We start from the raw sequence: 22,211 nt of genomic DNA, 5'->3' as shown, positions 1-22,211 counted from the left end.
CGGCATTATACAGAGCGGAATCGGTTGCCTCCAGCACTTTCTTACAAAAAGTCTTGATTACCTTTTTCAGCCATGTAGTATCGACCAATTAAGTGATTGTTTTGAAATTTGATCTGGGTCACATGTCGCTACCTGTTTCGCCTTCCATTTTTACCGTAAGCCGCCTGAATCAGACGGTTCGCCAACTGCTGGAAAGGGAAATGGGGCAGATTTGGCTCTCCGCCGAGATCTCCAACCTCTCCCAGCCCGCCTCCGGCCACTGGTATTTCACGCTGAAAGACGACCGCGCCCAGGTGCGCTGCGCGATGTTCCGCAACAGCAACCGCCGCGTCACCTTCCGGCCGCAAAACGGCCAGCAGGTCTTGGTGCGCGCCAGCATCACGCTGTATGAACCGCGCGGCGACTACCAGCTGATCGCCGAGAGCATGCAGCCCGCCGGCGACGGCCTGCTGCAGCAACAGTTCGAGCAGCTGAAACAGCGCCTGAGCGCCGAAGGGCTGTTCGATCAGCAATTCAAGCAGCCGCTGCCCGCCCCGGCCAAACGCGTCGGGGTGATCACCTCCGCCAGCGGCGCGGCGCTGCACGATATCCTGCAGGTCTTGCAGCGGCGCGATCCATCGCTGCCGATCGTCATCTACCCCACCTCGGTGCAGGGCGCGGAAGCGCCGATGCAGATCGTGCGCGCCATCGAGACCGCCAACCGCCGCGACGAATGCGATGTGCTGATCGTCGGCCGCGGCGGCGGTTCGTTGGAGGATCTGTGGAGCTTCAACGACGAACGCGTAGCGCGGGCGATCTTCGCCAGCCGCATTCCGATCGTCAGCGCCGTCGGCCATGAAACCGACGTCACCATCGCCGACTTCGTCGCCGATCTGCGCGCGCCGACCCCTTCCGCCGCCGCCGAACTGGTCAGCCGCAATCAGCTTGAGCTGTTGCGCCAGCTGCAGTCGCAGCAGCAGCGGCTGGAGATGGCGATGGATTACTATCTGGCGCAGCGCCAGCAGCAGTTCACCCGCATTCACCACCGTTTACAGCAGCAGCATCCGCATCTGCGCCTGGCGCGCCAGCAGACGCTGCTGTTCAAGCTGCAGCGCCGAATGGAAGACGGCATGCAGCAGCAGCTGCGCCTGGCCGCCCGCCGCAGCGAACGCGCCCAGCAGCGGCTGGCGCAGGTGCAGCCGCAGGGCCGCATTCACCGCTACCAACAACGCGTGCAGCAGCAGGAATACCGTCTGCAGCAGGCGATGGAGCGGCAGCTCAACGCCTACCGCCAGCGCTTCGGCGTGGCCTGCAGCCAGTTGGAGACCGTCAGCCCGCTGGCGACGCTGGCACGCGGCTACAGCGTGACGCAAACCCCGCGCGGCGAGCTGCTGAAAACCACCAAACAGGCGCAGGTCGGCGAACTGCTGAAAACCCGCCTGCAGGACGGCTGGGTGGAAAGCGAGGTGAAAACCATCACCGTCGCCAAAAAGCCGCGCAAGAAGCGCGCGACCGAGTAACCCCCTACTCCAGCGTAAAACGCTCGCCCGGTTCGCCGTTCACCCACAGCGCGCGCGTTTCGCCTTCCGGCAGGCTGAGCGTCAGCATGCGCCAGGCCGGGCAGAAACGCCCTTCCGTCGTGATATCCAGCATGATGCGTTGATTGTCGCAGCGCATTTCCCAGCGCAGCCACAGCGCATCGCCCTGCCGCCAGCCGTCGCTTTCACCGTCGTCCTCAAACAGCAGCCCACGGCTTGCACCGCAGCCCTTGAGCGGAAACAGCCGCAGCTCGCGCCGATCGTCGGCGGCCACGTCCACATGCGCCAGCCGCTGCGACAGCGGCAGCGCCGCCCCGGCACGCACCAGCAGCGGCAGACGCTCCAACGGCGCCGCCAGCGTCACCGTCTGGCCGCCGCCGAACCACTGGCCGCTGTAGAAGCAGTACCAGCCTTCGCCGTTATCCGGCAGATACACCGAACGGCGACGCTGCCCCGGCTCCACTACGCTGGCCACCAGCAGATCGCGGCCGATCAGAAAATCGTCGTTTTCGCCAAAGGTGCGCGCATCCTGTTCGTGATCGAGAAAAGTCGGGCGCAGCATCGGCTCGTCGTCGGCGCAGGCCTGCCACAGCAGCGTGTAGAAATACGGCAGCAGCCGGTAACGCAGGTTGATCGCCTCGCGCACCGCCGGGGTGGCGGCCGGGTACATCCAGGGTTCGTTGACCGTGGCGTCGTCATTCCAGGAGTGGATGGTGAAACGCGGGTGCATCACGCCGTTTTGTACCCAGCGCACCAGCAGCTCCGCGTCCGGTTTGTCACCGGAGAAGCCACCGACGTCGTGGCCGAGGTTATACAGCCCGGACAGGCTCATGCCCAGCCCCATGCGGATGTTGTAGCGCAGCGTCTGCCAGCTGGTGCGGTTGTCGCCGCTCCAGGTCTGCACGTAGCGCTGCATGCCGGCACAGCCGGAGCGCGAGATCAGGTACGGCCGCTTCTGTGGCGCGAAGCGCTGCTGGGCCTCCATCGAGGCGCGCATCATCAGCAATGGCATCACCGGGCGGATATGCTTGATGGCGATCGGCCGCCCGAAGCCGTGGCAGCGTGCTTCGCCGTCCCACACTTCGTACTCGTTGTTGTCGTTCCAGGTCGAATCGATGCCCATCTCCAGCAGCTGCCGCGTGACGCCCTGCTGCCACCAGCGCACCGCCGCCGGGTTGGTGAAGTCGAGGTGCGATCCCTCGTCGTCCCAGAAACTGGAGCGCTCCGGTGCGTCGCTTTGCGAATCGCGGATAAACAGCCCCTGCGCCGCCACCGCCTGATACTGCGGGTGATCCTGCAGCAGGCATGGCTTGATGTTGGCCGCCAGCCTGAGGCCGGCGTCGTGAAACGCCTGGCTGAGCAGCTTGGGCTGCGGCACCTTGTCGTAGTTCCAGTTGAACACGTAGCGCTTGTTATTGATCGAGGTGTAGCCCGACGACAGCTGGAAAGAGTCGCAGGGTATGGCGTGTTGACGGCACAGCGCGATGAACTGCTGCAGCTGCTGCTGGGCGTCCGGCGCGTCGGTGTAGTGCATGGTCGAACCGCTGTAGCCCAGGCTCCACTTCGGCCCGAAGTGGGTGCGGCCGGTCAGGCGCACGAAGGCCTTGGTGACGTCCAAAACCTTCGGCCCGAGGAACAGGTAGTAATCCAGATCGCCCGCTTCGGCCTGATAGCGGCGGTAGGCCGCGTGGTAGTTGTCTATCTCGTTGCCCAGATCCAGCCAGCAGTTGCTCAGGTTATCGTAGAACAGGCCAAAGCTCGCCTCCGGCCCACGGGTGATGGTAAACGGAATGTGCTTGTACAGCGGATCGGTGCTGGCGGCGTTGTAGCCCATGGCGTCCAGATTGCGCATCTCAAAGCGGCGGCCGGTGCGTTCCAGATCGCCGGCCTTCTCCCCCAGGCCGTAATAGCGCTCATCGGCGAAACGCCGCTGGTAATGCGCCACGCCGTCGCCGTGCGCATTGAGCAGGTAGGCGCTGGTTGGCCGATCCGCCGCCAAGGGCCGCCACTCGCCGTCGGCATTGCAATACTCCCACGCCAGCCACAGCGGCTGATGCACCGTCACGCGCAGCAGCGGCGTGCTGACCACCAGCCGATCGCCCTCCCGACGCAGCTGATAGCCCGGCAGGCTGAAACCGGCGACGCTGAGCCGATCGCGCCCTTCCCAAGGCACATCCTCCTGCGGCGCGATGCTCCAGGTGCGATCCAGCGCCAGCCCGCCATCACGTTTGATCAACACGCGGAACAGACCGTCTTCCAGCACGTACAGGCAGAAACGGTGGCGTTCATCGACCAGCAGCTCGACGTGGTCCGCATGCTGCGCCGCCAATGTCCAATTTTTCAAGGTTTTCATAAATATTCCACTTAGCTGTGTGAAGGGGTTTTCTTACCGCCGCGCTCGGCAATCAGGGCGATCAGGAACAGGGCGCCGATCAAATCGAAGAAGCCCATCGCGATAAACAGCGGGTTAAAGCCGATGGTGTCGGATACTGCGCCGATCAGGAGCGTGAACAGGAAACTGGCGATCCAGGCGCTGGAGCCGCGCATGCCGTTCACCGTCGCCATTTGATTCTTATCGAACGATTCCACCACCAGGGCGCTGAGCATGCAGGAGATCACCTGGTGGCCGAATCCGCCGATCGAGATCAGCGCGATCGCCACATAGGGATCTTGGGTGATCGCGACAAACGCCAGCGACACCATCAGGAAAGCGCCGGTCACCGAGCTGGCGACCACCGAGTTAACGCGGCTGCAGCCGAACCATTTGCGGTACAGGGTGGTGAGATAGCCGCTGGCGACGCTGCCGATATCCGCCGCCAGGAACGGCAGCCAGGCGAACATCGCGATCTGTTTCAGATCCATGCCGCGTTCGGTGGCCAGGTACAGCGGCACCCAGAAGCTGAAGACCGCCCAGGCCGGCTCGGCGAGAAAGGCCGGGATGGCGATGCCGTAGAATTTCTTGTTCTTGCACAGGCTGGCCAGCGAGGTGAGAAACGGCAGCTTCGGCAACACCGGCTCGTTGTCTTCGCGGATCAGGTCCAGCTCTTGCTGACTGAGGTTCGGGTGCTGCTGCGGCGAGTGGTAGAACAGCCACCACAGCACCACCCAGATCAGCGCCAGCCCGCCGGAGAACAGGAAGGCGCCTTGCCAGCCGAAGGAGACGTGAGCGATGACGATGATCGGCGGGGCCAGCATGGCGCCGATGGAGAAACCGACGCCCGCCCAGCCGGCAGCGATCGGCCGCTCCTTCTTCGGGAACCAATCGGAGATCGCCTTGGCGTTGGCCGGGGTGGCCGCCGCCTCCGCGCCCCCCATGAAGAAGCGCAGAATGGCCAGTTGCAGCCAGCTGCCGGCGCCGGCGTGCAGCATGCATACCACCGCCCAAATGCCGGCGCAGATCAGAAAGCCCATCTTCAGGCCGATAACGTCGATCAGCCAGCCGCAGATCGGCTGAAACACCATGTAGGCCAGCTGGAACGACGCCACCACCCAGGCATATTGCTCGGTGCTCATGTTCAGGCTGGTTTTCAGCTCCGGCGCCAAAATGCCCAGCGAGTTGCGGGTGATGTAGTTGACCGTGACGCCCAGCAAGAACAGCGCCAGCATCCACCAGCGCAGCGATTTGAACTTGCGCCGGCCGCTCTGCGCGACCGCCTGATTGATCTCCACACTCATCGGTTCTCTCCCCGCGGCCGCCGGCTACGGCGACGCGCGTTTTGGTAGGGTACGTTGCGCTATCAAACACGGGACGATGAAAACGGATCGGCGCCGTATCATTGGCCGACAGACAATCACAACCCCATGATTTATTTTTTGTTTTCTTTTTCGCACACCATTAAAATTGGACTGACAGGTCGGTAAAATTGGTGTACCAATGCAGACTACTCAGCGAGAGCGCGCAGCGAAACGGAGTTTTTTGCAAATATTTTCACGGGCGGGTGAAAAAATAGCCATAATGGGCATGAAAGCCGGTCAAGACGCTGAAAATGCGCAGTGAAAATATTCTCATGGACGAATTTGAAGGAGATCACAAAATGAACGGAAAGCTGAAAATTCAGGAGATCGCTCGCCAAACCGGGTTGTCGACCAGCACCGTTTCCCGCGTGCTGGCGGGTAAGGCCAACACCAGCGCCGAGGCGCGCCGTAAGGTGCTGGACTGTGCGCAGCAAAACGGCATTCTGCAGGGCATTTCCAGCGGCCGGCTGATGCTGAACAACGTGATGGTGTTCGCGCCGCAGCGCGCGTTCGACGTGCGCACCGACATCTTCTACTACAAGGTCATTCAGGGCATTGCCGCCGCACTGATGGAGCACGAGGTGCGCATCCGCTACTGCGGGCTGGAAGAGCAACACAGCGACGGCGCGCTGTTTCTGGAAAAGATGAGCGACCCGCACACCGAAGCGGCGCTGATCATCGGCATCGACGACGAGCATATCCACACCCTGGCCGCCGATCTGCACAAGCCCTGCGTGCTGATCAACTGCAGCGATCGGCAGATGCGACTGGACAGCGTCTCGCCGGATCATCAGCTGATCGGCGACTATTCCGCCAGCTACCTGTTTCAGCAGGGGCATAGCCATATCCTCAATCTGCAGTGTCTGCGCCGCCACACCATGGAGCTGCGGCTGGCGGGCATCCGGCAGGCCTACGACCGGCATCATTTGCCGTTCGACGATGGCCGCCATCTGGTCACCACCTCCGGCTTCGGCAGTGAAGAGGCCGAGCAGGCACTGACCACCTATCTCGATGGCCTCCACGGCCACTCCCCGCTGCCGACGGCGATCCTGGCCGGCGGCGACTACATGGCGGTCGGGGCGGTCAAGGCGCTCAACAAGCGGGGGCTGAGCGTGCCGGGCGACGTCTCGGTGATGAGCACCGACGGCTTCAATCTGGCGGAAATCCACGATGTGCCGCTGACCTCGGTGCAGGTGCCGCGCGACGAGCTGGGCTACGAGGCGATCCAGCTGCTGCAGCGGCGCATGCTGCGCGCCGACGCGCCGCCGTGCAATCTGCAGCTGCACGGCCGGCTGGCGGTGCGCGCCTCGGTGCGGCGCATCAGCCCGCACAAGACCGCGCCAGCGGTGAGCACGCATGACCACAGGCTTTATGACGAGTAGGCTACACTTAGGCACAGTGCATTCATTCGATGAGGTAAAATTTTTGCCTAAGGAGAGCAACTATGCCAGCCCAGCGCATGCGTTCCGTCATTCCTCCCTACATGCTGCGCCGCATCATTGAACACGGCAACGCCCCGCAGCGCGACTGCGCGCTGCACACCCTGAACCACGTGCAAAGCCTGCTCGGCAATAAGCCGCTGCGTTCGCCGACCGAGAAAAACGCCCGAGCCGGCGAAGCGCTCCGCGATATCTACGACGCGCAGAACGGCACCCAACTGCCCGGCAAACAGGTGCGTAACGAGGGCCAGCCCAGCAGCCACGACGTGGCGGTGGACGAAGCCTACGACTACCTCGGCGTCACCTACGATTTCTTCTGGCAGGCCTACCGCCGCAACTCACTGGATAACCAGGGGCTGCCGCTGGTCGGCAGCGTACATTACGGCAAGGAGTACCAAAACGCCTTCTGGAACGGCCAGCAGATGGTGTTTGGCGACGGCGACGGCGAGATCTTCAACCGTTTCACCATCGCCATCGACGTGGTCGGCCACGAGCTGGCGCACGGCGTGACCGAGAGCGAAGCCGGACTGATCTACTACCAGCAGTCCGGGGCGCTCAATGAGTCACTGTCCGACGTATTCGGCTCGTTGGTCAAGCAGTTCCACCTGCAGCAAACCGCCGATAAAGCCGACTGGCTGATCGGCGCCGGGCTGCTCGCCAAGGGCATCAAAGGCAAAGGGCTGCGCTCGATGTCGGCACCCGGCACCGCCTACGACGATCCGCTGCTGGGCAAAGACCCGCAGCCCGCCAGCATGAAGGATTATATCCAGACCAAGGAAGACAACGGCGGCGTGCATCTCAACTCTGGTATCCCCAACCGCGCCTTCTACCTGGCGGCGACGGCGCTGGGCGGCTTCGCCTGGGAGAAAGCCGGCTACGTCTGGTATGACACGGTGTGCGACAAAGCGCTGCCGCAAAACGCCGACTTCGCCACCTTCGCCCGCACCACGGTGAAACATGCGCTAGCGCGTTTCGACCAGAGCGTGGCGGACAAGGTGCAGCAAGCCTGGCATCAGGTGGGGGTGGAATAATGAAACCGCTGCCGACGCTCAATCAGGATACGGTTATTGAGCTGGCGCGCGAGGGAGGCTTCGCCTACATTCCCAAACTGGCGGGCCAGCGCCGCATCGCGCTGGCCGATATCACGCCGGAGCAGCGGCAACGCCTGAATCAGTTGCTGAACCAGACGCTGCCCTATGCGCAGGAAGAAGGCCAGCCCTCCTCCCCCGGCTGCGGCGACCAGCGCTACTACCGCGTGCAAATCAACTACACCAGCCCCACCCTGAGCACTGAGATCGTGCTGTTAATCCCGGAAAGCAGCGCGCCGCAGGCGCTGGTGGATCTGTGGAAAACCGGCCAGGTGGATGAGTGAGGACTTACAGCGACTGATAGCTGAAATGAACCCGTTTTTTGGAGATCAGCCCGTGCCCGTTCTGGCACAGGTAATCCACCGCCCCGCAGGCTTTCAATTCTTGCAGCGGCTGCCCGCACTCCGGGCAGCTCGCCAGCTGCCGATAATCGCAGAGGCAGGCTTCACAATGGTAATGACCCGCTACCCACTTCATGGTTTGACGACAGTGCGGACAATGCGCATCCATAACGGCTCCCAGGTTAAATCGCGCCCCATGAGCGCAAGAAATAGATCCCCAACGCGGTGGTGAAGAACGACCCGACGGTGGTGATAGCGATAATGTTGGCCGCCAGCGTGGCGTTGCCGCCCATGGCGCGCGTCATCACATAGCTGCCCGAAGCGGTCGGCGTGGCGGAAAACAGGAAGATAATGCCCAGCGCCGCCCCCTGAAACCCGCACAGCCAGCCGGCCAGCGTCATCAGGCACGGCACCAGAAACAGCTTGGCCGCCGACGACAGCGCCGCCACGTTGGACGAGCGGAACATGGCGCGAAAATCCAGGCTGGCGCCGGTGCACAGCAGTGCCAGCGGCAGCGACAGCGCGGAGATATAGCTGCCGGTCTGGCGGATCACGGTCGGGATGCCCAGCCCGGTTTGCGCATACAGCAGCCCGCACACCAGGCCGATGATCAGCGGGTTGGTAACGATGCTGCGCAGCAGCGACAGGTGGCTGATTTTCTTGCCCTGCCCACCCTGTAGGCTGCGCGTGAGGGTGATCACCGACAGTATGTTGAACAGGATCACCGTCACCGTCAGGTACAGCGAGGCGAGCGCAATGCCTTCGCTGCCATAGGCGGTCATGGCGTAGGCCAGGCCGACGATGGCGGTATTGGCGCGGAAGCCGCCCTGCACAAACACCCCGCGCTCACGCGGTTCTTTCACCAGCCACTTGGCCGCCAGCTCCAAGAGCAGGAAGGTCGCCAGCGTGCCGACCGCGCCGAACAGCACCAGCGGCAGGTTGCCGAGCAGCTGCGGGTGGTTGGTGGCGATGCTGAAAAACAGCAGGCACGGCAGCGCCAAATTGAACACCAGGCGGGTCGCGCCGTCGACGAAACGGTCATCCATCAGGCGCCAATGGCGCAGCAGGATCCCCAGCAGCATCATCAGCAGATTCGGCACGGTGACGTTAAACGCAAAACTCCAGGTTTCCCAGGACATGGTGTTCCTTCAGGCAGGCGAGGTAATCTTCAGATAATAAAACGATTTCGGGCCAATAAAAAAGGGGCGCGGCATCACTGCCGCGCCCCTCATGGGCAATTACTTGCTCTTTTTCAGGTGGCTCATCAGGCGCTTGCGCTTACGCATCTGGGTTGGCGTCAGCAGGTTGCGCTTGCCGGCGAACGGGTTGTCCCCCTCTTTGAACTGGATGCGGATCGGCGTCCCCATCACGTTCAGCGAGCGGCGGAAGTAGTTCATCAGATAGCGCTTGTACGAATCGGCCAGATCGCTGACCTGGTTGCCGTGGATCACCACGATCGGCGGGTTGTAACCGCCGGCGTGGGCATATTTCAGCTTCACGCGGCGGCCACGCACCAACGGCGGCTGGTGATCGTCAACCGCCATCTGCATGATTTTGGTCAGCATAGAGGTGTTTACGCGGCGGGTTGCGCACTCGTAGGCTTCCTGCACCGATTCGAACAGGTTGCCGACACCGCTGCCGTGCAGCGCGGAAATGAAGTGCACGCGCGCGAAGTCGACGAAGCCCAGACGCAGATCGAGCATCTCCTTCACGTGCTCGCGATCTTCTTCGCTCATGCCGTCCCACTTGTTGACCGCGATCACCAGTGAGCGCCCACTATTGAGGATAAAGCCGAGCAGCGAGAGATCCTGATCGGAGATGCCTTCACGCGCGTCGATCACCAGCAGCACCACGTTGGCGTCTTCAATCGCCTGCAAGGTCTTGATCACCGAGAACTTCTCGACGGTTTCAGTCACCTTGCCGCGTTTACGCACCCCGGCGGTGTCGATCAGCACATATTCGCGTTCGTCGCGCACCATCGGAATGTAGATGCTGTCGCGGGTAGTGCCCGGCATGTCATACACCACCACGCGCTCCTCGCCGAGGATACGGTTAGTGAGCGTAGACTTACCGACGTTCGGGCGGCCGACGATCGCCAGTTTGATCGGCAGATCCTGCGGGTTGAACGCTTCTTCCGGCTCTTCGTCTTCTTCGCCTTCCAGCGTTTCACCGTTTTGCTCGGCCCAGTAAGCGGCGTTGGCCTCTTCCTCGGTCAGCTCGACGTCTTCCGGTTTTTCCGGCACGAACGGCACCAGCACGTGTTCAATCAGCTGGGTCACGCCACGGCCGTGAGAAGCGGCGATAGCGAACACTTCACCCAGGCCGAGCGAGTAGAAATCGGCGGTGGCGGTGTCCGGGTCCAGGCCGTCGGTCTTGTTGGCCACCAGGAAAGTCGCCTTTTGGCGGCTGCGCAGGTGCTGGGCAATGCCCTGATCCGCCGGCATCAGGCCGGCGCGGGCGTCGACCATGAACAGCACGATGTCCGCTTCTTCGATCGCCAGCAGCGACTGACCGGCCATGCGCGTTTCGACGCCGTCTTCGGTGCCGTCGATACCGCCGGTATCGACGATGATGAATTCATTGCCTTCGATTTCAGCACGACCATACTTGCGGTCACGCGTCAGCCCCGGGAAATCCGCCACCAGCGCATCACGCGTATGGGTTAAACGGTTGAACAAGGTGGATTTACCCACATTCGGGCGCCCGACCAGCGCGACGACAGGTATCATTGTTGAAGCCTCATTACTTAATAATCAATGCGTTACTGCACTGTGGATAGACACCAGCGGTGCAGCTTATAAAATACGAAACGGCCCCTGAACATTCAGGAGCCGTTTTCCCCTTCATCTTTCGCGCCACAGCGGCGTTGTCTGCGCACCTTCGCCTCGGTCACTTAGCTCACTAAGCTCCCGAGGACTCATGCGCTTGCCGCCTGGCTGCAACCCGAAATCTTTCGGGCGCAAGAAGGATCACGACGAGCGGCGTTAGCGGGTGAAAGCGTAAACTTTCCCGCCGCGAGCCTGGATGACCAGCTTGTCGCCGGCCACCATCGGCGCAGACAGGAAGCCGGAGCTGTCCACTTCCTGCTGGGCGACAAAACGGCCATCGGTGGTGTTGACCCAGTGCAGATAGCCTTCGGCGTCACCGGTCACCAGATAACCATTATACATCACCGGCGGCGTCAGGTTGCGGTGCAGCAGATCGCTTTGCGTCCACACGGTCACGCCGCCTTCGGTGCTGAGCGCCACCACGCGATCGTTCTGGTCGATCAGGTAGATGCGGCCCGCGTCGACGATGAAATCATTCACCGAACCCAGCTCGCGTTTCCAGATGATCTGACCGGAACGCAGATCCAGCGCCGTCAGGTTGCCGTTGTAACCCAGCGCGTAGACCACGCCGTCAACGATTACCGGCGTGGTGTCCACGTCGTTCAGGCGATCGATTTCGGTCGCGCCGCTCGGCTGAGAAATGCGCTGTTGCCAGATCAGTTGGCCCTGCTGCATCAGCACGGCGCTGACGCGGCCGTTGTCACCGCCGACGATGGCGGCGCCAAAGGCGACGGCCGGCGCGGATTCACCGCGCAGCGACAGCGAAGGCATGTCCAGGTTAACCGTCCACTTCACCGCGCCGTCGGCTTCGTTCAGCGCCTGCAGCATGCCGTTGGAGGTGTGCACCAACACCATGCCGTCGCTGATAACCGGACGTGAAATCGCTTCGCCGGCCACTTTGGTCTGCCAGGCGATGGCGCCGTCGGCGGTGTTCAATGCGTAAACCACCGCTTTTTCGCTGCCGACGTAAACCTTGTCGCCCGCAACCGTCAGGCCGCCCGACAGCAGCGCAGACAGGTTGCTGGAGAAGAAGCCGGTCTTCTCGGAGAGGTTGACCTTCCACTTCTCGTTGCCGCTGTCGGCGTCCATCGCTTTCACGATGCCAAAGCGATCGGCGGCGTAAATGGTGCTGTCCTGATAGGCCGGACGCAGGTGGGAGTAATACTCACCGATGCCGTCGCCCACCGAGGTACTCCACGCCTTGCTCGGCGTGAACTGATTTTCAACTTTCGGCAACGGCGACATGGTAACCACGTCTTCTTCGCTGTTAAACAGCGAGCAACCACTCAGCAAGGCAGCGGAAACCAGTCCGACCAAGAGTGTTTTACGCAATTGCATGGGAATTCCCCTTAGCTGGACAAGTTATTCAATTTCATGCGCAGCAGAACCTGCAGCGCCTGAGAAGCATTGGACTCAATGCCTTTGCTGTAAGCTTCGCGCGCGCCCTTGGCGTCGCCCTTGGCCAGCAATACATCGCCGCGCACATCCTGCATCATCGCCGCCCAGCCTTCGCCTTTCACGCCATCCAGCGTTTTCAGCGCTTCATCCAGCTTTTTCTCCTGCAGCTGGACACGCGCCAGACGCAGGTCGATCATCGCCAACAGGTTGTCGTCTTTGGTCTGGCCCTGCGCCAGCACCAGCTGCTGTTCCGCCTTGGCGAAATCATTCTGTTCGACAAAGTGCTTGGCCAACTGCAGCGCGGCCAGTACGCCGTAGCTGTTGCCGTTAGCCTGGACAAATTTCTCTGCGGCAGCCACGTCATCCGGCTTGCCGGCCGCCAGACGATCGCTGGCTTCCTGATAGGATTGCGATGCCGCCATCATGTTGGAGTTTTCATGGCTCTGCCAGTAACGCCAGCCAACCAGGGCACCAATTCCGAGCACCACGCCCACCGCCAGCGCTTTGCCGTTCTCGACAAAGAACCGACGCAGTGCGTCGACTTGTTCGTTTTCAGTGGTATAGACTTCCACGGTGTCCTTCTCCTTAACCTAACATCAAAGCCAGACGCGCAGCGACTTCGCTTTGCGCCAGCGTTTCTTGTTCACCACTGCGCAGGTCTTTCACCACCACCTGCTGCGCCGCCACTTCGCTCTCACCCAGGATCAGCGCGATGCGCGCGCCCCATTTGTCCGCACGGGTGATCTGTTTCTTGAAGTTGCCGCCGCCGTAATTGGTCATCAGCTTCAGCTGCGGCGCCGCGTCGCGCACCTGTTCAGCCAGCTGCATCGCCGCGCTCTGGGTGCCCGCGCCGGAAGAGATGACGTATACGTCGATAGCCGACGGCGCCTTGAATTCCGGGTTGACCGCCTGCACCAGCAACACCAGACGCTCGAGGCCCATGGCGAAACCGACCGCCGGGGTGGCGCGGCCGCCCAATTGCTCGACCAGGCCGTCGTAACGGCCGCCCGCGCAGACGGTGCCCTGCGCGCCCAGGCTGGTGGTCACCCACTCAAACACGGTGCGGTTGTAGTAATCCAGACCGCGCACCAGGCGCTCGTTAACGGTATATGGGATACCTGCCTGCGCCAAAAGTTCACACAGACCGGCGAAGTGAGCACGGGATTCTTCATCCAGGTACTCGGACAGGCGCGGCGCATCGTTCAACAGCGCCTGCACCTCAGGATTCTTGGAGTCCAGCACGCGCAGCGGGTTGCTGTACATGCGGCGTTTGCAGTCTTCGTCCAGCACCTCGACGTGCTGCTCCAGGAACGCCACCAGCGCGTCGCGGTAGTTGGCGCGCGCCTCCAGCGAACCGATGGAGTTCAGCTCCAGCTTGACGTGCTCGGCGATGCCCAGCGCTTTCCACCAGCGGGCGGTCAGCAGGATCAACTCGGCGTCGATATCCGGGCCTTGCAGGCCGAACACTTCTGCGCCCAGCTGATGGAACTGGCGATAGCGGCCCTTCTGCGGGCGCTCGTAGCGGAACATCGGGCCGATGTACCACAGACGCTGTTCCTGATTGTACAGCAGACCATGTTCGATGCCGGCGCGCACGCAGCCGGCCGTCCCTTCCGGACGCAGCGTCAGGCTTTCGCCGTTGCGGTCTTCGAAGGTATACATCTCTTTTTCCACGACGTCGGTCACTTCGCCGATCGCGCGTTTGAATAACGGGGTCTGCTCTACAATCGGCAACCGGATTTCGCTGTAACCGTAGCCGCCCAGCACCTGCTTGAGGGTGCCTTCAATACGCTGCCATAATGCCGTTTCTTCCGGCAGGTAGTCGTTCATGCCGCGAATGGCTTGAATGTTCTTTGCCACGTGAGTTCTCTGTCCGTTGTCTGTAAAAATGAACCCGATTATAGGGACTTTGCCGCCCGGTATTCAACGCGGATGCGGTTTTCTGCCCTTCAGGCTCATAAACAAGCGGGCCAACTGGCCCGCCGTGTAGCGATAACGCTTATTTTTCCAGCAGGTTGACCGTGATGCGGTTGCTTTCGTCCATCATCGCGGCCTTGGCGCGAATTTTCGCTTCCAGCTGGTCGATCATCTGTTCGTTGTCGAAACGCTCTTTCTGGCGCACGCCGTCTTCATAGAAGCCGCTCTTCTTGTGGCCGCCGGTCACACCCATGGTGGACACCAGCGCTTCGCCCGGGCCATTCACCACGCAACCGATGATCGAGACGTCCATCGGCGTGATGATGTCTTCCAGGCGCTGCTCCAGCGCGTTCACCGTACCAATCACATCGAACTCCTGACGCGAACAGGTCGGGCAGGCGATGAAGTTGATGCCGCGCGCGCGGATGCGCAGCGACTTCAGAATGTCGAAACCGACCTTCACTTCTTCAACCGGATCCGCCGCCAGCGAGATGCGCAGGGTATCGCCGATGCCTTCAGACAGCAGCATGCCCAGGCCGATGGCCGATTTGACCGACCCGCTGCGCGCGCCGCCGGCTTCGGTGATGCCCAGATGCAGCGGCTGATCGATGCGCGACGCCAGCAAGCGGTAGGATTGCACCGCCAGGAACACGTCCGACGCCTTGACGCTGACCTTGAACTGGTCGAAGTTGAGACGATCGAGGATGTCCACGTGGCGCATGGCGGATTCCAACAGCGCTTCCGGCGTAGGTTCGCCGTACTTTTCCTGCAGGTCTTTCTCCAGCGAGCCGCCGTTGACGCCGATGCGAATCGGGATGTTCTTGTCGCGGGCGCAGTCCACCACCGAGCGAATGCGCGATTCGTTGCCGATGTTGCCCGGGTTGATGCGCAGGCAGTCTACGCCATATTCGGCAACCTGCAGCGCGATGCGATAATCGAAGTGGATATCGGCGACCAGCGGCACGTTGACCTGCTGCTTGATCAGTTTGAACGCCTCGGCGGCGTCCATGGTAGGAACCGAAACGCGGACGATGTCGACGCCCACGCGCTCCAGCGCTTTGATCTGATTAACCGTTGCTTCAACATCGGTGGTACGGGTGTTGGTCATCGACTGCACGGCAATCGGCGCACCATCACCAATAGGCACCTTGCCGACGTAAATGCGTGTAGATTTTCGACGGTTGATGGGCGCTTGGTTATGCATTACTTACTCTCCATTGCTGCTCTGACATCACGACCAGCCGCGCGATTACTGCGCGGCGACGGTCAGGCGAGCAACACGGTTTGACTTAACGAACCGGCTTAAATCAACCGGTTTACCCTGATACTGGATCTGAACTGCCGCCGGCGCGCCGATGGTCAGTTTATACGGCGCAGTGCCGGTCAGGTTCAGCTTGCCACCTTGCTTCTGGGTGCCGCTGAACAGCGTTTTACCGCTCGCGTCGGTCACCTGCAGCCAGCAGTCGGCGGAGAAATCCATCACCAGCGCGTTCGGATCGGCCGCCGGCGCAGCCACGCCCGCATCGGCGGTCGGCAGCGGCGCTTGTGCCGCCGGCGCGGTTTCCGGCAGGGTTGTCTGGCTTGGCGACACCACGGCAGGCTGCTGCTGGGCCGCGCTCGGCGCCTGGGCGGTCGCCGCAGGCGTCTGAGCCGCTGCGCCGGTATCAGCCGGCGCGGCGCTGTTGTCGGTCAACGGCACGTTGGTGCCGGCGTCGGCGTTGCCGTCGGTCAGCGGCACGGACTGCCCTTCGTTATTCTGTGAAAGCTGCGCCGAGGATTGATCGGCCATGGTGGCGATCTCTTCCTGCTGCGCCTTGTGGTTTTGCCACCACCAGGCGCCGGTCAGGCCGATCACCACGAACACGATAAGCCAGGTGAAGCTCATCAGCCAGCCGTCGCGTTTCTTGCGGCGCTTGCCCAGCGAGAAGCTTTGCATCGGCGCCACTTTCGCCATCTTCAACGGCGCCTGCTTGGCCAGCATCGGCAGCAGTTCGTCTTCCGGCAGATGCACCAGCTTGGCGTAGGAACGGATGTAGCCGCGCACGAAGGTGGACGCGAGGTCAGCAGACACGCTGTCTTCCTCGATATCGCGCACGGTGGACATTTTGAGACACAGGCGTTCTGCAACGGTCTGTTGGCTCAGCCCGAGTTGCTCACGGGCCTGACGCAGGCGCTGGCCCGTCGTCATGGATACGGTTTTATCTTGGGAGGCTTCAGTATTCATTAGCTAAGAACTGCTGGTACTGTTTGGATTGTGGAAAACTTCGCGCTAGCTGCTTGCCATAGCGTTGAACGCTATCCTGGCGGCCGGCTGACGCGGCGAAACGAATCTGTAACCATAAGCTGCTGGCGCTGGCCGGCAGAACATGCTGATAAACATCCAATAAAAGTTGCGACTGGGCGCGCTTCCCTTCTCCAAATTGCTTTTCGGCCTCCGCCAACAGCGGAGTGCCTTTGTCCGGATCGACTTTTAGCGCGCGGCTCAACAGCGTGCGCGCCTCATCGTTTTGTCCGGCCTTGAGAAAACAGTAACCTGCGTTTTCCAGGCTGTCGGCGACCTGGCCATAATCGGGCACCAGCGCCGCAGCGCTAAACTGCTGTTGCGCCGGTACATACTGCCCTAAACCGCAAAGAAACGCACCGTAATTATTCAATACGGTGCCATTGCCCGGCGCAAGTTTGAGCGCTTGCCGATAACGCTGTTCGGCCTCGGCGTTTTCACCGTTCCGCTGCGCGTAGAGCGCCATGCCCAACTGCGTGCGGTAATCCTGCGGGGCCGCGTCCAGCGCCTTTTCCAGGTTCTGGCGCGCGGCGTCCATGTCGCCTTGCTGCAGGTACTCCAGGCCCAGTTGCAACCGCGTCTGGCCCGCCTCAGCGACCTGTGCTTCCTTTTCCGGCGCTGAACCGGAACACCCGGCCAACAACCCGGCCGCCAGCCACATACCCCACAGTTTCAGCTTCATGCCCGCATTCATTTCCTTATCGGCCGTCAGCTAACGCCCGCCAGCGACATGCTTGCGCATAACAGGCTGTTAGATAACAAAAAATGGTGCTATAGGATTCAGACCGCCCGTACGTTGATAGGTTCCCCGGCCATTTTCTTCTTCAGGGTACGCTTGGTACGGTCGATCACTTCACCCGCCAGTTGCCCGCAGGCGGCGTCGATATCGTCACCACGGGTTTTACGAACAATAGTCGTAAAGCCGTATTCCATCAACACCTTGGAGAAACGATCCACCCGGCTGTTGGAGCTGCGGCCGTAGGGGGCGCCCGGGAACGGGTTCCATGGGATCAGGTTAATCTTGCACGGCGTGTCTTTCAGCACTTCCGCCAGCTGATGCGCATCGTCGGTGCTGTCGTTGATATGATCCAACATCACGTACTCGACGGTCACGCGGCCCTGGTTGGCGTTGGACTTCTCCAGATAGCGACGCACTGCGGACAGGAAGGTCTCGATGTTGTATTTGCGGTTGATCGGCACGATCTCATCGCGGATGGTGTCGTTCGGCGCGTGCAGCGAAATAGCCAGCGCTACGTCGATCATGTCGCCCAGCTTGTCCAGCGCTGGCACTACGCCGGAAGTAGACAGGGTCACGCGGCGTTTGGACAGGCCAAAGCCGAAGTCGTCCAGCATGATTTCCATCGCCGGCACCACGTTGTTCAGGTTGAGCAGCGGCTCGCCCATGCCCATCATCACCACGTTGGTGATCGGGCGTTGGCCGGTCACCTTCAGCGCACCGATGATTTTCGCCGCGCGCCACACCTGGCCAATGATTTCCGACACGCGCAGGTTGCGGTTGAAGCCCTGCTGCGCCGTCGAACAGAATTTGCACTCCAGCGCGCAGCCTACCTGCGAGGAGACGCACAGCGTCGCGCGGTCGGCTTCCGGGATGTACACGGTTTCGACCTGCTGATCGCCGACTTTAATCGCCCACTTGATGGTGCCGTCGGCCGAACGCTGTTCTTCCGCCACTTCCGGCGCGCGGATTTCCGCCACGCGCTGCAGCTTGCCGCGCAGGACTTTGTTGATGTCGGTCATCTGCTCGAAATCGTCGCAGCAGTAGTGGTAAATCCACTTCATCACCTGATCGGCGCGGAACGGCTTCTCGCCCATTTCGGCGAAGAACTCGCGCATTTGCTGGCGGTTCAGATCCAGCAGGTTGATTTTGGCCGCAGCCGGTTGCTCCACGTTAACGGAGGGGGTAGTCAGCGAATTATTTTCAGACACGGTGTGCTCGGACGTGATGGGTTCTAACATAATGATCTCTGGCCTCGTTATTACACGTTATGGCGCTAAAGAATGGACAGTAAGTTGTGCATTTCAGCCCGCATGATTCGGGTGGCGGCACTAAAAACACGCCCCTGACAAGTCGTCTTATCAGGGGCGCGGCATTGTACAAATTTTAGTAGCGGGTGGCTACGGCTGAAAGGCATTCAGGGCATTTTTATTGTTTCAGCCGGTGAATGCCTGGCTATCAGCTCAGAAATGCACGATTAACGTGCGCAGATTTCGCTTTCGTTGAAGAAGTAAGCGATTTCGCGCTGTGCGGATTCAACGGAGTCGGAACCGTGAACGGCGTTAGCGGTGAAGCTGTCCGCGTAGTCGGCGCGCAGGGTGCCGGCCAGTGCGTTGTCCGGGTTGGTTGCGCCCATGATGTCGCGGTTGCGCTGCACGGCGTTTTCAGATTCCAGAACCTGCACCATGATCGGGCCGGAGGTCATGAACTCAACCAGACCGTCGAAGAATGGGCGGCCTTTGTGCTCAGCGTAGAAGCCTTCAGCTTGTTCGCGAGTCAGACGCAGCATTTTAGCGGCGATGATTTTGAAACCGGCGCGCTCGAAACGCGCGTAGATAGCGCCGATGTCGTTGTTGGCTACTGCGTTTGGTTTAACGATGGAAAAGGTACGTTCTACGGTCATGATGGCCTCTGTATGACTTCCAAAACAGGCCGGTCTGCAATGTTGCCGGCCTTCTCAAGTGGCGCAGATTATATGTGCGCCGTTAACGCTTGCCTACGGGAAAATCAACATTTCATTAAAAAAATATGATCTTCATGGGTCATTTTAACCACGCGGCGGCGCTACTGGGTCTTGTCGGTAGACGGGATCAAATTGCGCAGCCAGCTGCCCCAGCGGCGCTGGTAAAATGGCTGCGTATGGGCGATCAGATAGTGGCTGATGCCGCGCTCGTTCTCCGACACCAGGCAGAAATCCACCGGTTCGTCGTTTGGCGCCGTTTCGCTGGCGACGCTGCCGGCCTCGTTGATCAACGCCTCGATCTCCGCCGGCTCGGCGTCCACTTCCAGCCCGATCAGCAGATTCGGCTTCTCGTCCGCCACCTGGTCGTGCATCAGCGCCAGGAACGCGCGGCGCACCGGTTTGCGCTGGCTGAACAGCGTGGTCAACGCATCCACCATCGCCGACGGGTACTCCTCGGGCTGCCCCAGCAGGATTTGGGTCTCTTTATCGACGTAATGCTCCACCGGTTTGACGACGCCGTCGGTCGCCAACAGCATCGCCACCTCTTCCGGATAGAACTCTTTGCCGTACTCCGCCTTCGGGTTGAGGAACAGATCCGCGCCCTGGGTGATTTCGAACAACACCCGCGCCGGCATGGCGATGAACGGCTGTTCGTCCTCAACGGCCTTCTGCAGTGCTTCCAGCGAAGTGAAGAACGGAATGATGCTGCCGCCGTCCTGCTTTTCCCAATGCTGGATATTGACCGGCGTATCTGCGTTCAGCGTGATGTCGCCGTCCTGCTGCACCTGTTCGCTGTCGCCGAGGATCAGCACCGTGGCCTCGAGCAGTTCACGGAAGAACGCCGGGCGGTGGGCCGGCTCCGTCACCGCCAGCTTCAGCAGGCGTTCAAGTTCGTTCTCGCTCGGGGCGGCATCGTGATGATGGGCACTCATGGCAAACTCCAGGATCAAATAGCGAGGCCCAGCATGCTGGGCCCCGAAGATAATGCGCATTCTAGCGCCCGATGCGGCGGGCGTTCAATTATTTGGCTTTGCTCAGCAGCAGGTTGGCCAAGGTACGCACGCCCAAACCGGTCGCGCCGGCCGACCACTGATCCACCGCGCCTTTGCGGTAGGTGGCGGAGCAGTCGATGTGCAGCCAGCCCTGTTGGTAATTCTTGACGAAGTGCGACAGGAAGGCCGCCGCGGTGCTGGCGCCGGCGGTGTAGGCCGGGCCGGCTACGTTGTTCAGCTCGGCGAAGTTGGACGGCAGCTGGCTACGGTGGAACTCGGCCAGCGGCAAACGCCAGAACGGCTCTTGCTCGGCGGCGGCGCTGCTCAACAGTTCCTGCGCCAGCGCATCGTCGAAGCTGAACAGGGCGTGGTAGTCGTTGCCCACTGCGGTTTTGGCCGCGCCGGTCAGGGTGGCGCAGTCGATAATCAGCTGCGGATCCTGCTCAGAAGCGTCGATCAGGCCGTCGGCCAGCACCAGGCGCCCTTCCGCATCGGTGTTCATCACCTCAACGGTTTTGCCGTTGCGGTAGCGAATGATGTCACCCAGTTTGAAGGCGTTGCCGCTGACCATGTTGTCGGCGCAGCACAGGTACAGCTTCACGCGCTGCTTCAAGCCGCGCGCCGCCGCCAGCGCCAGGGCGCCGGTGATGGTGGCCGCACCGCCCATGTCAGCCTTCATCGAATCCATAAAGGCGCTCTGTTTCAGGCTATAACCGCCGGTATCGAAGGTGATGCCCTTGCCGACCAGGCAAGCGAACACCGGCGCGTCCGGGTTACCGGTCGGGTTGAAGTCCAGCGCCAGCAGCACCGGCGGGCGTTCGGAACCGCGGCCGACGGTGTGGATGCCAGCATAGTTCTGCTCGCGCAGATCTTCGCCCTTGGTGATACGGTAGCTGACGGCATCGCAGCCGACGTCGCACATCAGATCGACAGCGCGGGTCGCCAGTTGCTCCGGCCCCAGCTCTTCCGCCGGCATGTTGATGGTGTCACGCACCCAGTCGACGATCTTCAGGCGCTTATCCAGCTCCTGACGCGCGGCTTCCGGCAGTTCAGCCCATTCGACGTTGCGCTGCCCTTTCGGCCCGCGATAGCCTTGCCAGAACGCCCAGCTGTTTTCCAAATCCCAACCGTCGCCGGCCAGCTTGACGTTTTTGATGCCCTGGCCATCAATTTTGCGGCCCGCGCGCTGGATCGCGCCCAGCTTGTCGGCCCCGGTCAGGTGGATGGTCATCCCTTCACCGTTGGTGCTCAGCAGCGCTTTCTCGCCCCAGCGGGCGTCGGCAGGTTGTTGCGACAGCGTGACCTGCATGAATTCTGTTGTCATAGCCTTCTTACTCCGGATTATTCTTTTATTAATCTTGTCGGATACAAAATAAACGGGCCGCCCATGGCAGCCCGTTACGCTATTTACTCCGCTTCATCTAACCAGACCAGCAGGATCGCTTCCAGTATTTTTTCGTTGGAAGCCTGCGGATCGTCGTCGAACTCTTCGAGATCGCAGATCCACTGATGCATGTCGGTAAAACGCACGGTTTTCGGATCGGTGTCCGGGTATTGGTCGTACAGGGCTTCGCCGATTTCACGGCTGTCGGTCCACTTCAGTCCCATTATGATCTCCGGGTTGACGCTGCGGCTAACAATTAATGCTCACGCGCGTGGTTGACGGTGTAGCGCGGCATTTCGACCACCAGATCTTCGTCGGCGACCAGCGCCTGGCAGCTCAGACGGCTTTCCGGCTCCAGCCCCCAGGCTTTGTCCAGCATGTCGTCTTCCAGCTCGCTGCTCTCTTCCAGCGAATCGAAGCCTTCACGCACGATGCAGTGGCAGGTGGTGCAGGCGCAGGATTTCTCGCAGGCGTGCTCGATTTCAATGCCGTTGCGCAGCGCAACGTTGAGGATCGACTCCCCTTTTTCGGCTTCCAGAACCGCCCCTTCCGGGCAAAGGTCTTGATGGGGCAGGAAAACAATTTTAGGCAT

General features: G+C 61.2%; 21 protein-coding genes. 4 read left to right on the top strand and 17 right to left on the bottom strand.

The annotated features are described in order from the left end of the window. Positions 1-122 precede the first annotated feature (122 nt). Positions 123-1,499 (top strand): exodeoxyribonuclease VII large subunit, encoded by a 1,377-nt coding sequence (xseA, locus tag N6G83_RS32700; protein WP_142591390.1) that lies wholly within the window; start codon positions 123-125, stop codon positions 1,497-1,499. 4 nt (positions 1,500-1,503) lie between these two features. On the opposite strand, the gene N6G83_RS32695 is transcribed toward xseA, so the two are convergent. Further along, positions 1,504-3,870: a glycoside hydrolase family 31 protein gene (locus N6G83_RS32695; protein ID WP_260516114.1), complete on the bottom strand. Its 2,367-nt coding sequence runs from the start codon at positions 3,868-3,870 to the stop codon at positions 1,504-1,506. 11 nt (positions 3,871-3,881) lie between these two features. Next, complete coding sequence (locus N6G83_RS32690; protein ID WP_260516116.1) at positions 3,882-5,192, bottom strand: MFS transporter; 1,311 nt, start codon at positions 5,190-5,192, stop codon at positions 3,882-3,884. A 359-nt stretch (positions 5,193-5,551) separates the two neighbouring features. Here N6G83_RS32690 and N6G83_RS32685 point away from each other — a divergent pair, with 359 nt between their 5' ends. The 3 genes from N6G83_RS32685 (at position 5,552) to N6G83_RS32675 (ending at position 8,063) form a co-directional block, all read left to right on the top strand. Beyond that, positions 5,552-6,634 carry a LacI family DNA-binding transcriptional regulator gene (locus N6G83_RS32685; RefSeq protein WP_260516118.1) on the top strand — a complete coding sequence of 361 codons (1,083 nt, stop codon included), beginning with the start codon at positions 5,552-5,554 and terminating at the stop codon, positions 6,632-6,634. A 62-nt stretch (positions 6,635-6,696) separates the two neighbouring features. Further along, complete coding sequence (locus N6G83_RS32680) at positions 6,697-7,722, top strand: M4 family metallopeptidase (RefSeq protein WP_141967221.1); 1,026 nt, start codon at positions 6,697-6,699, stop codon at positions 7,720-7,722. After that, entirely contained in the window at positions 7,722-8,063 is a 342-nt protein-coding gene (locus N6G83_RS32675) for a protealysin inhibitor emfourin (RefSeq protein WP_033648911.1), read from the top strand. The genes N6G83_RS32680 and N6G83_RS32675 overlap by 1 nt, the downstream gene beginning before the upstream one ends. 4 nt (positions 8,064-8,067) lie before the next feature. Here N6G83_RS32675 and N6G83_RS32670 read toward each other — a convergent pair whose 3' ends face one another. The 15 genes from N6G83_RS32670 to fdx all read right to left on the bottom strand — a co-directional run bounded on the left by N6G83_RS32670 (position 8,068) and on the right by fdx (position 22,211). Next, a complete protein-coding gene (locus N6G83_RS32670) occupies positions 8,068-8,289 on the bottom strand; it encodes a zinc ribbon domain-containing protein (protein ID WP_260516120.1) in 222 nt (73 codons plus the stop codon). Positions 8,290-8,302: 13 nt separating this feature from the next. Further along, entirely contained in the window at positions 8,303-9,259 is a 957-nt protein-coding gene (locus tag N6G83_RS32665; protein ID WP_033648913.1) for an AEC family transporter, read from the bottom strand. A gap of 99 nt (positions 9,260-9,358) precedes the next feature. After that, the gene (gene der, locus N6G83_RS32660; protein ID WP_004941442.1) at positions 9,359-10,849 is read right to left on the bottom strand and encodes a ribosome biogenesis GTPase Der; all 1,491 of its coding nucleotides are present in this window, start codon (positions 10,847-10,849) and stop codon (positions 9,359-9,361) included. Positions 10,850-11,104: 255 nt separating this feature from the next. Then, the gene (gene bamB, locus N6G83_RS32655; protein WP_025303907.1) at positions 11,105-12,286 is read right to left on the bottom strand and encodes an outer membrane protein assembly factor BamB; all 1,182 of its coding nucleotides are present in this window, start codon (positions 12,284-12,286) and stop codon (positions 11,105-11,107) included. An 11-nt stretch (positions 12,287-12,297) separates the two neighbouring features. Beyond that, the gene (locus N6G83_RS32650) at positions 12,298-12,918 is read right to left on the bottom strand and encodes a YfgM family protein (RefSeq protein ID WP_025303908.1); all 621 of its coding nucleotides are present in this window, start codon (positions 12,916-12,918) and stop codon (positions 12,298-12,300) included. Positions 12,919-12,931: 13 nt separating this feature from the next. Continuing rightward, complete coding sequence (gene hisS / locus N6G83_RS32645) at positions 12,932-14,206, bottom strand: histidine--tRNA ligase (RefSeq protein WP_025303909.1); 1,275 nt, start codon at positions 14,204-14,206, stop codon at positions 12,932-12,934. A 139-nt stretch (positions 14,207-14,345) separates the two neighbouring features. Further along, the gene (ispG, locus tag N6G83_RS32640; RefSeq protein WP_016929756.1) at positions 14,346-15,467 is read right to left on the bottom strand and encodes a flavodoxin-dependent (E)-4-hydroxy-3-methylbut-2-enyl-diphosphate synthase; all 1,122 of its coding nucleotides are present in this window, start codon (positions 15,465-15,467) and stop codon (positions 14,346-14,348) included. 45 nt (positions 15,468-15,512) lie between these two features. After that, complete coding sequence (gene rodZ / locus N6G83_RS32635) at positions 15,513-16,487, bottom strand: cytoskeleton protein RodZ (RefSeq protein ID WP_049204899.1); 975 nt, start codon at positions 16,485-16,487, stop codon at positions 15,513-15,515. Next, the gene (gene pilW, locus N6G83_RS32630) at positions 16,477-17,226 is read right to left on the bottom strand and encodes a type IV pilus biogenesis/stability protein PilW (RefSeq protein ID WP_049209609.1); all 750 of its coding nucleotides are present in this window, start codon (positions 17,224-17,226) and stop codon (positions 16,477-16,479) included. Before pilW ends, rodZ begins: the two co-directional genes overlap by 11 nt. Before the next feature lie 98 nt (positions 17,227-17,324). Next, positions 17,325-18,521, bottom strand: coding sequence for a bifunctional tRNA (adenosine(37)-C2)-methyltransferase TrmG/ribosomal RNA large subunit methyltransferase RlmN (locus N6G83_RS32625; RefSeq protein WP_004941426.1), 1,197 nt, complete (start codon positions 18,519-18,521; stop codon positions 17,325-17,327). A gap of 236 nt (positions 18,522-18,757) precedes the next feature. Beyond that, positions 18,758-19,183 carry a nucleoside-diphosphate kinase gene (ndk, locus tag N6G83_RS32620; protein WP_004941424.1) on the bottom strand — a complete coding sequence of 142 codons (426 nt, stop codon included), beginning with the start codon at positions 19,181-19,183 and terminating at the stop codon, positions 18,758-18,760. 161 nt (positions 19,184-19,344) lie between these two features. Further along, on the bottom strand, positions 19,345-20,175 hold the full coding sequence (sseB, locus tag N6G83_RS32615; protein WP_043138089.1) for an enhanced serine sensitivity protein SseB: 831 nt from the start codon (positions 20,173-20,175) through the stop codon (positions 19,345-19,347). 88 nt (positions 20,176-20,263) lie between these two features. Continuing rightward, complete coding sequence (gene pepB / locus N6G83_RS32610; protein ID WP_043138092.1) at positions 20,264-21,559, bottom strand: aminopeptidase PepB; 1,296 nt, start codon at positions 21,557-21,559, stop codon at positions 20,264-20,266. Positions 21,560-21,642: 83 nt separating this feature from the next. Further along, positions 21,643-21,843, bottom strand: a complete 201-nt coding sequence (iscX, locus tag N6G83_RS32605; protein ID WP_006327336.1) for a Fe-S cluster assembly protein IscX — start codon at positions 21,841-21,843, stop codon at positions 21,643-21,645. A 32-nt stretch (positions 21,844-21,875) separates the two neighbouring features. Then, positions 21,876-22,211, bottom strand: coding sequence for an ISC system 2Fe-2S type ferredoxin (gene fdx, locus N6G83_RS32600; protein ID WP_004941417.1), 336 nt, complete (start codon positions 22,209-22,211; stop codon positions 21,876-21,878).

Source organism: Serratia sp. PL7 (assembly GCF_945957435.1).
This window is presented reverse-complemented; position numbering and strand designations above follow the sequence as displayed.

Bases quoted from the DNA above. Each gene is read 5' to 3' on its own strand.
- N6G83_RS32685 (WP_260516118.1), top strand. From the start codon at position 5,552: ATGAACGGAAAGCTGAAAATTCAGGAGATCGCTCGCCAAACCGGGTTG.
- N6G83_RS32665 (WP_033648913.1), bottom strand. From the start codon at position 9,259: ATGTCCTGGGAAACCTGGAGTTTTGCGTTTAACGTCACCGTGCCGAAT.
- der (WP_004941442.1), bottom strand. From the start codon at position 10,849: ATGATACCTGTCGTCGCGCTGGTCGGGCGCCCGAATGTGGGTAAATCC.
- N6G83_RS32695 (WP_260516114.1), bottom strand. From the start codon at position 3,870: ATGAAAACCTTGAAAAATTGGACATTGGCGGCGCAGCATGCGGACCAC.
- pepB (WP_043138092.1), bottom strand. From the start codon at position 21,559: ATGACAACAGAATTCATGCAGGTCACGCTGTCGCAACAACCTGCCGAC.
- N6G83_RS32675 (WP_033648911.1), top strand. From the start codon at position 7,722: ATGAAACCGCTGCCGACGCTCAATCAGGATACGGTTATTGAGCTGGCG.
- N6G83_RS32670 (WP_260516120.1), bottom strand. From the start codon at position 8,289: ATGGATGCGCATTGTCCGCACTGTCGTCAAACCATGAAGTGGGTAGCG.
- bamB (WP_025303907.1), bottom strand. From the start codon at position 12,286: ATGCAATTGCGTAAAACACTCTTGGTCGGACTGGTTTCCGCTGCCTTG.
- fdx (WP_004941417.1), bottom strand. From the start codon at position 22,211: ATGCCTAAAATTGTTTTCCTGCCCCATCAAGACCTTTGCCCGGAAGGG.
- sseB (WP_043138089.1), bottom strand. From the start codon at position 20,175: ATGAGTGCCCATCATCACGATGCCGCCCCGAGCGAGAACGAACTTGAA.
- ispG (WP_016929756.1), bottom strand. From the start codon at position 15,467: ATGCATAACCAAGCGCCCATCAACCGTCGAAAATCTACACGCATTTAC.
- xseA (WP_142591390.1), top strand. From the start codon at position 123: ATGTCGCTACCTGTTTCGCCTTCCATTTTTACCGTAAGCCGCCTGAAT.
- N6G83_RS32690 (WP_260516116.1), bottom strand. From the start codon at position 5,192: ATGAGTGTGGAGATCAATCAGGCGGTCGCGCAGAGCGGCCGGCGCAAG.
- pilW (WP_049209609.1), bottom strand. From the start codon at position 17,226: ATGAAGCTGAAACTGTGGGGTATGTGGCTGGCGGCCGGGTTGTTGGCC.
- iscX (WP_006327336.1), bottom strand. From the start codon at position 21,843: ATGGGACTGAAGTGGACCGACAGCCGTGAAATCGGCGAAGCCCTGTAC.
- N6G83_RS32680 (WP_141967221.1), top strand. From the start codon at position 6,697: ATGCCAGCCCAGCGCATGCGTTCCGTCATTCCTCCCTACATGCTGCGC.
- N6G83_RS32625 (WP_004941426.1), bottom strand. From the start codon at position 18,521: ATGTTAGAACCCATCACGTCCGAGCACACCGTGTCTGAAAATAATTCG.
- ndk (WP_004941424.1), bottom strand. From the start codon at position 19,183: ATGACCGTAGAACGTACCTTTTCCATCGTTAAACCAAACGCAGTAGCC.
- rodZ (WP_049204899.1), bottom strand. From the start codon at position 16,487: ATGAATACTGAAGCCTCCCAAGATAAAACCGTATCCATGACGACGGGC.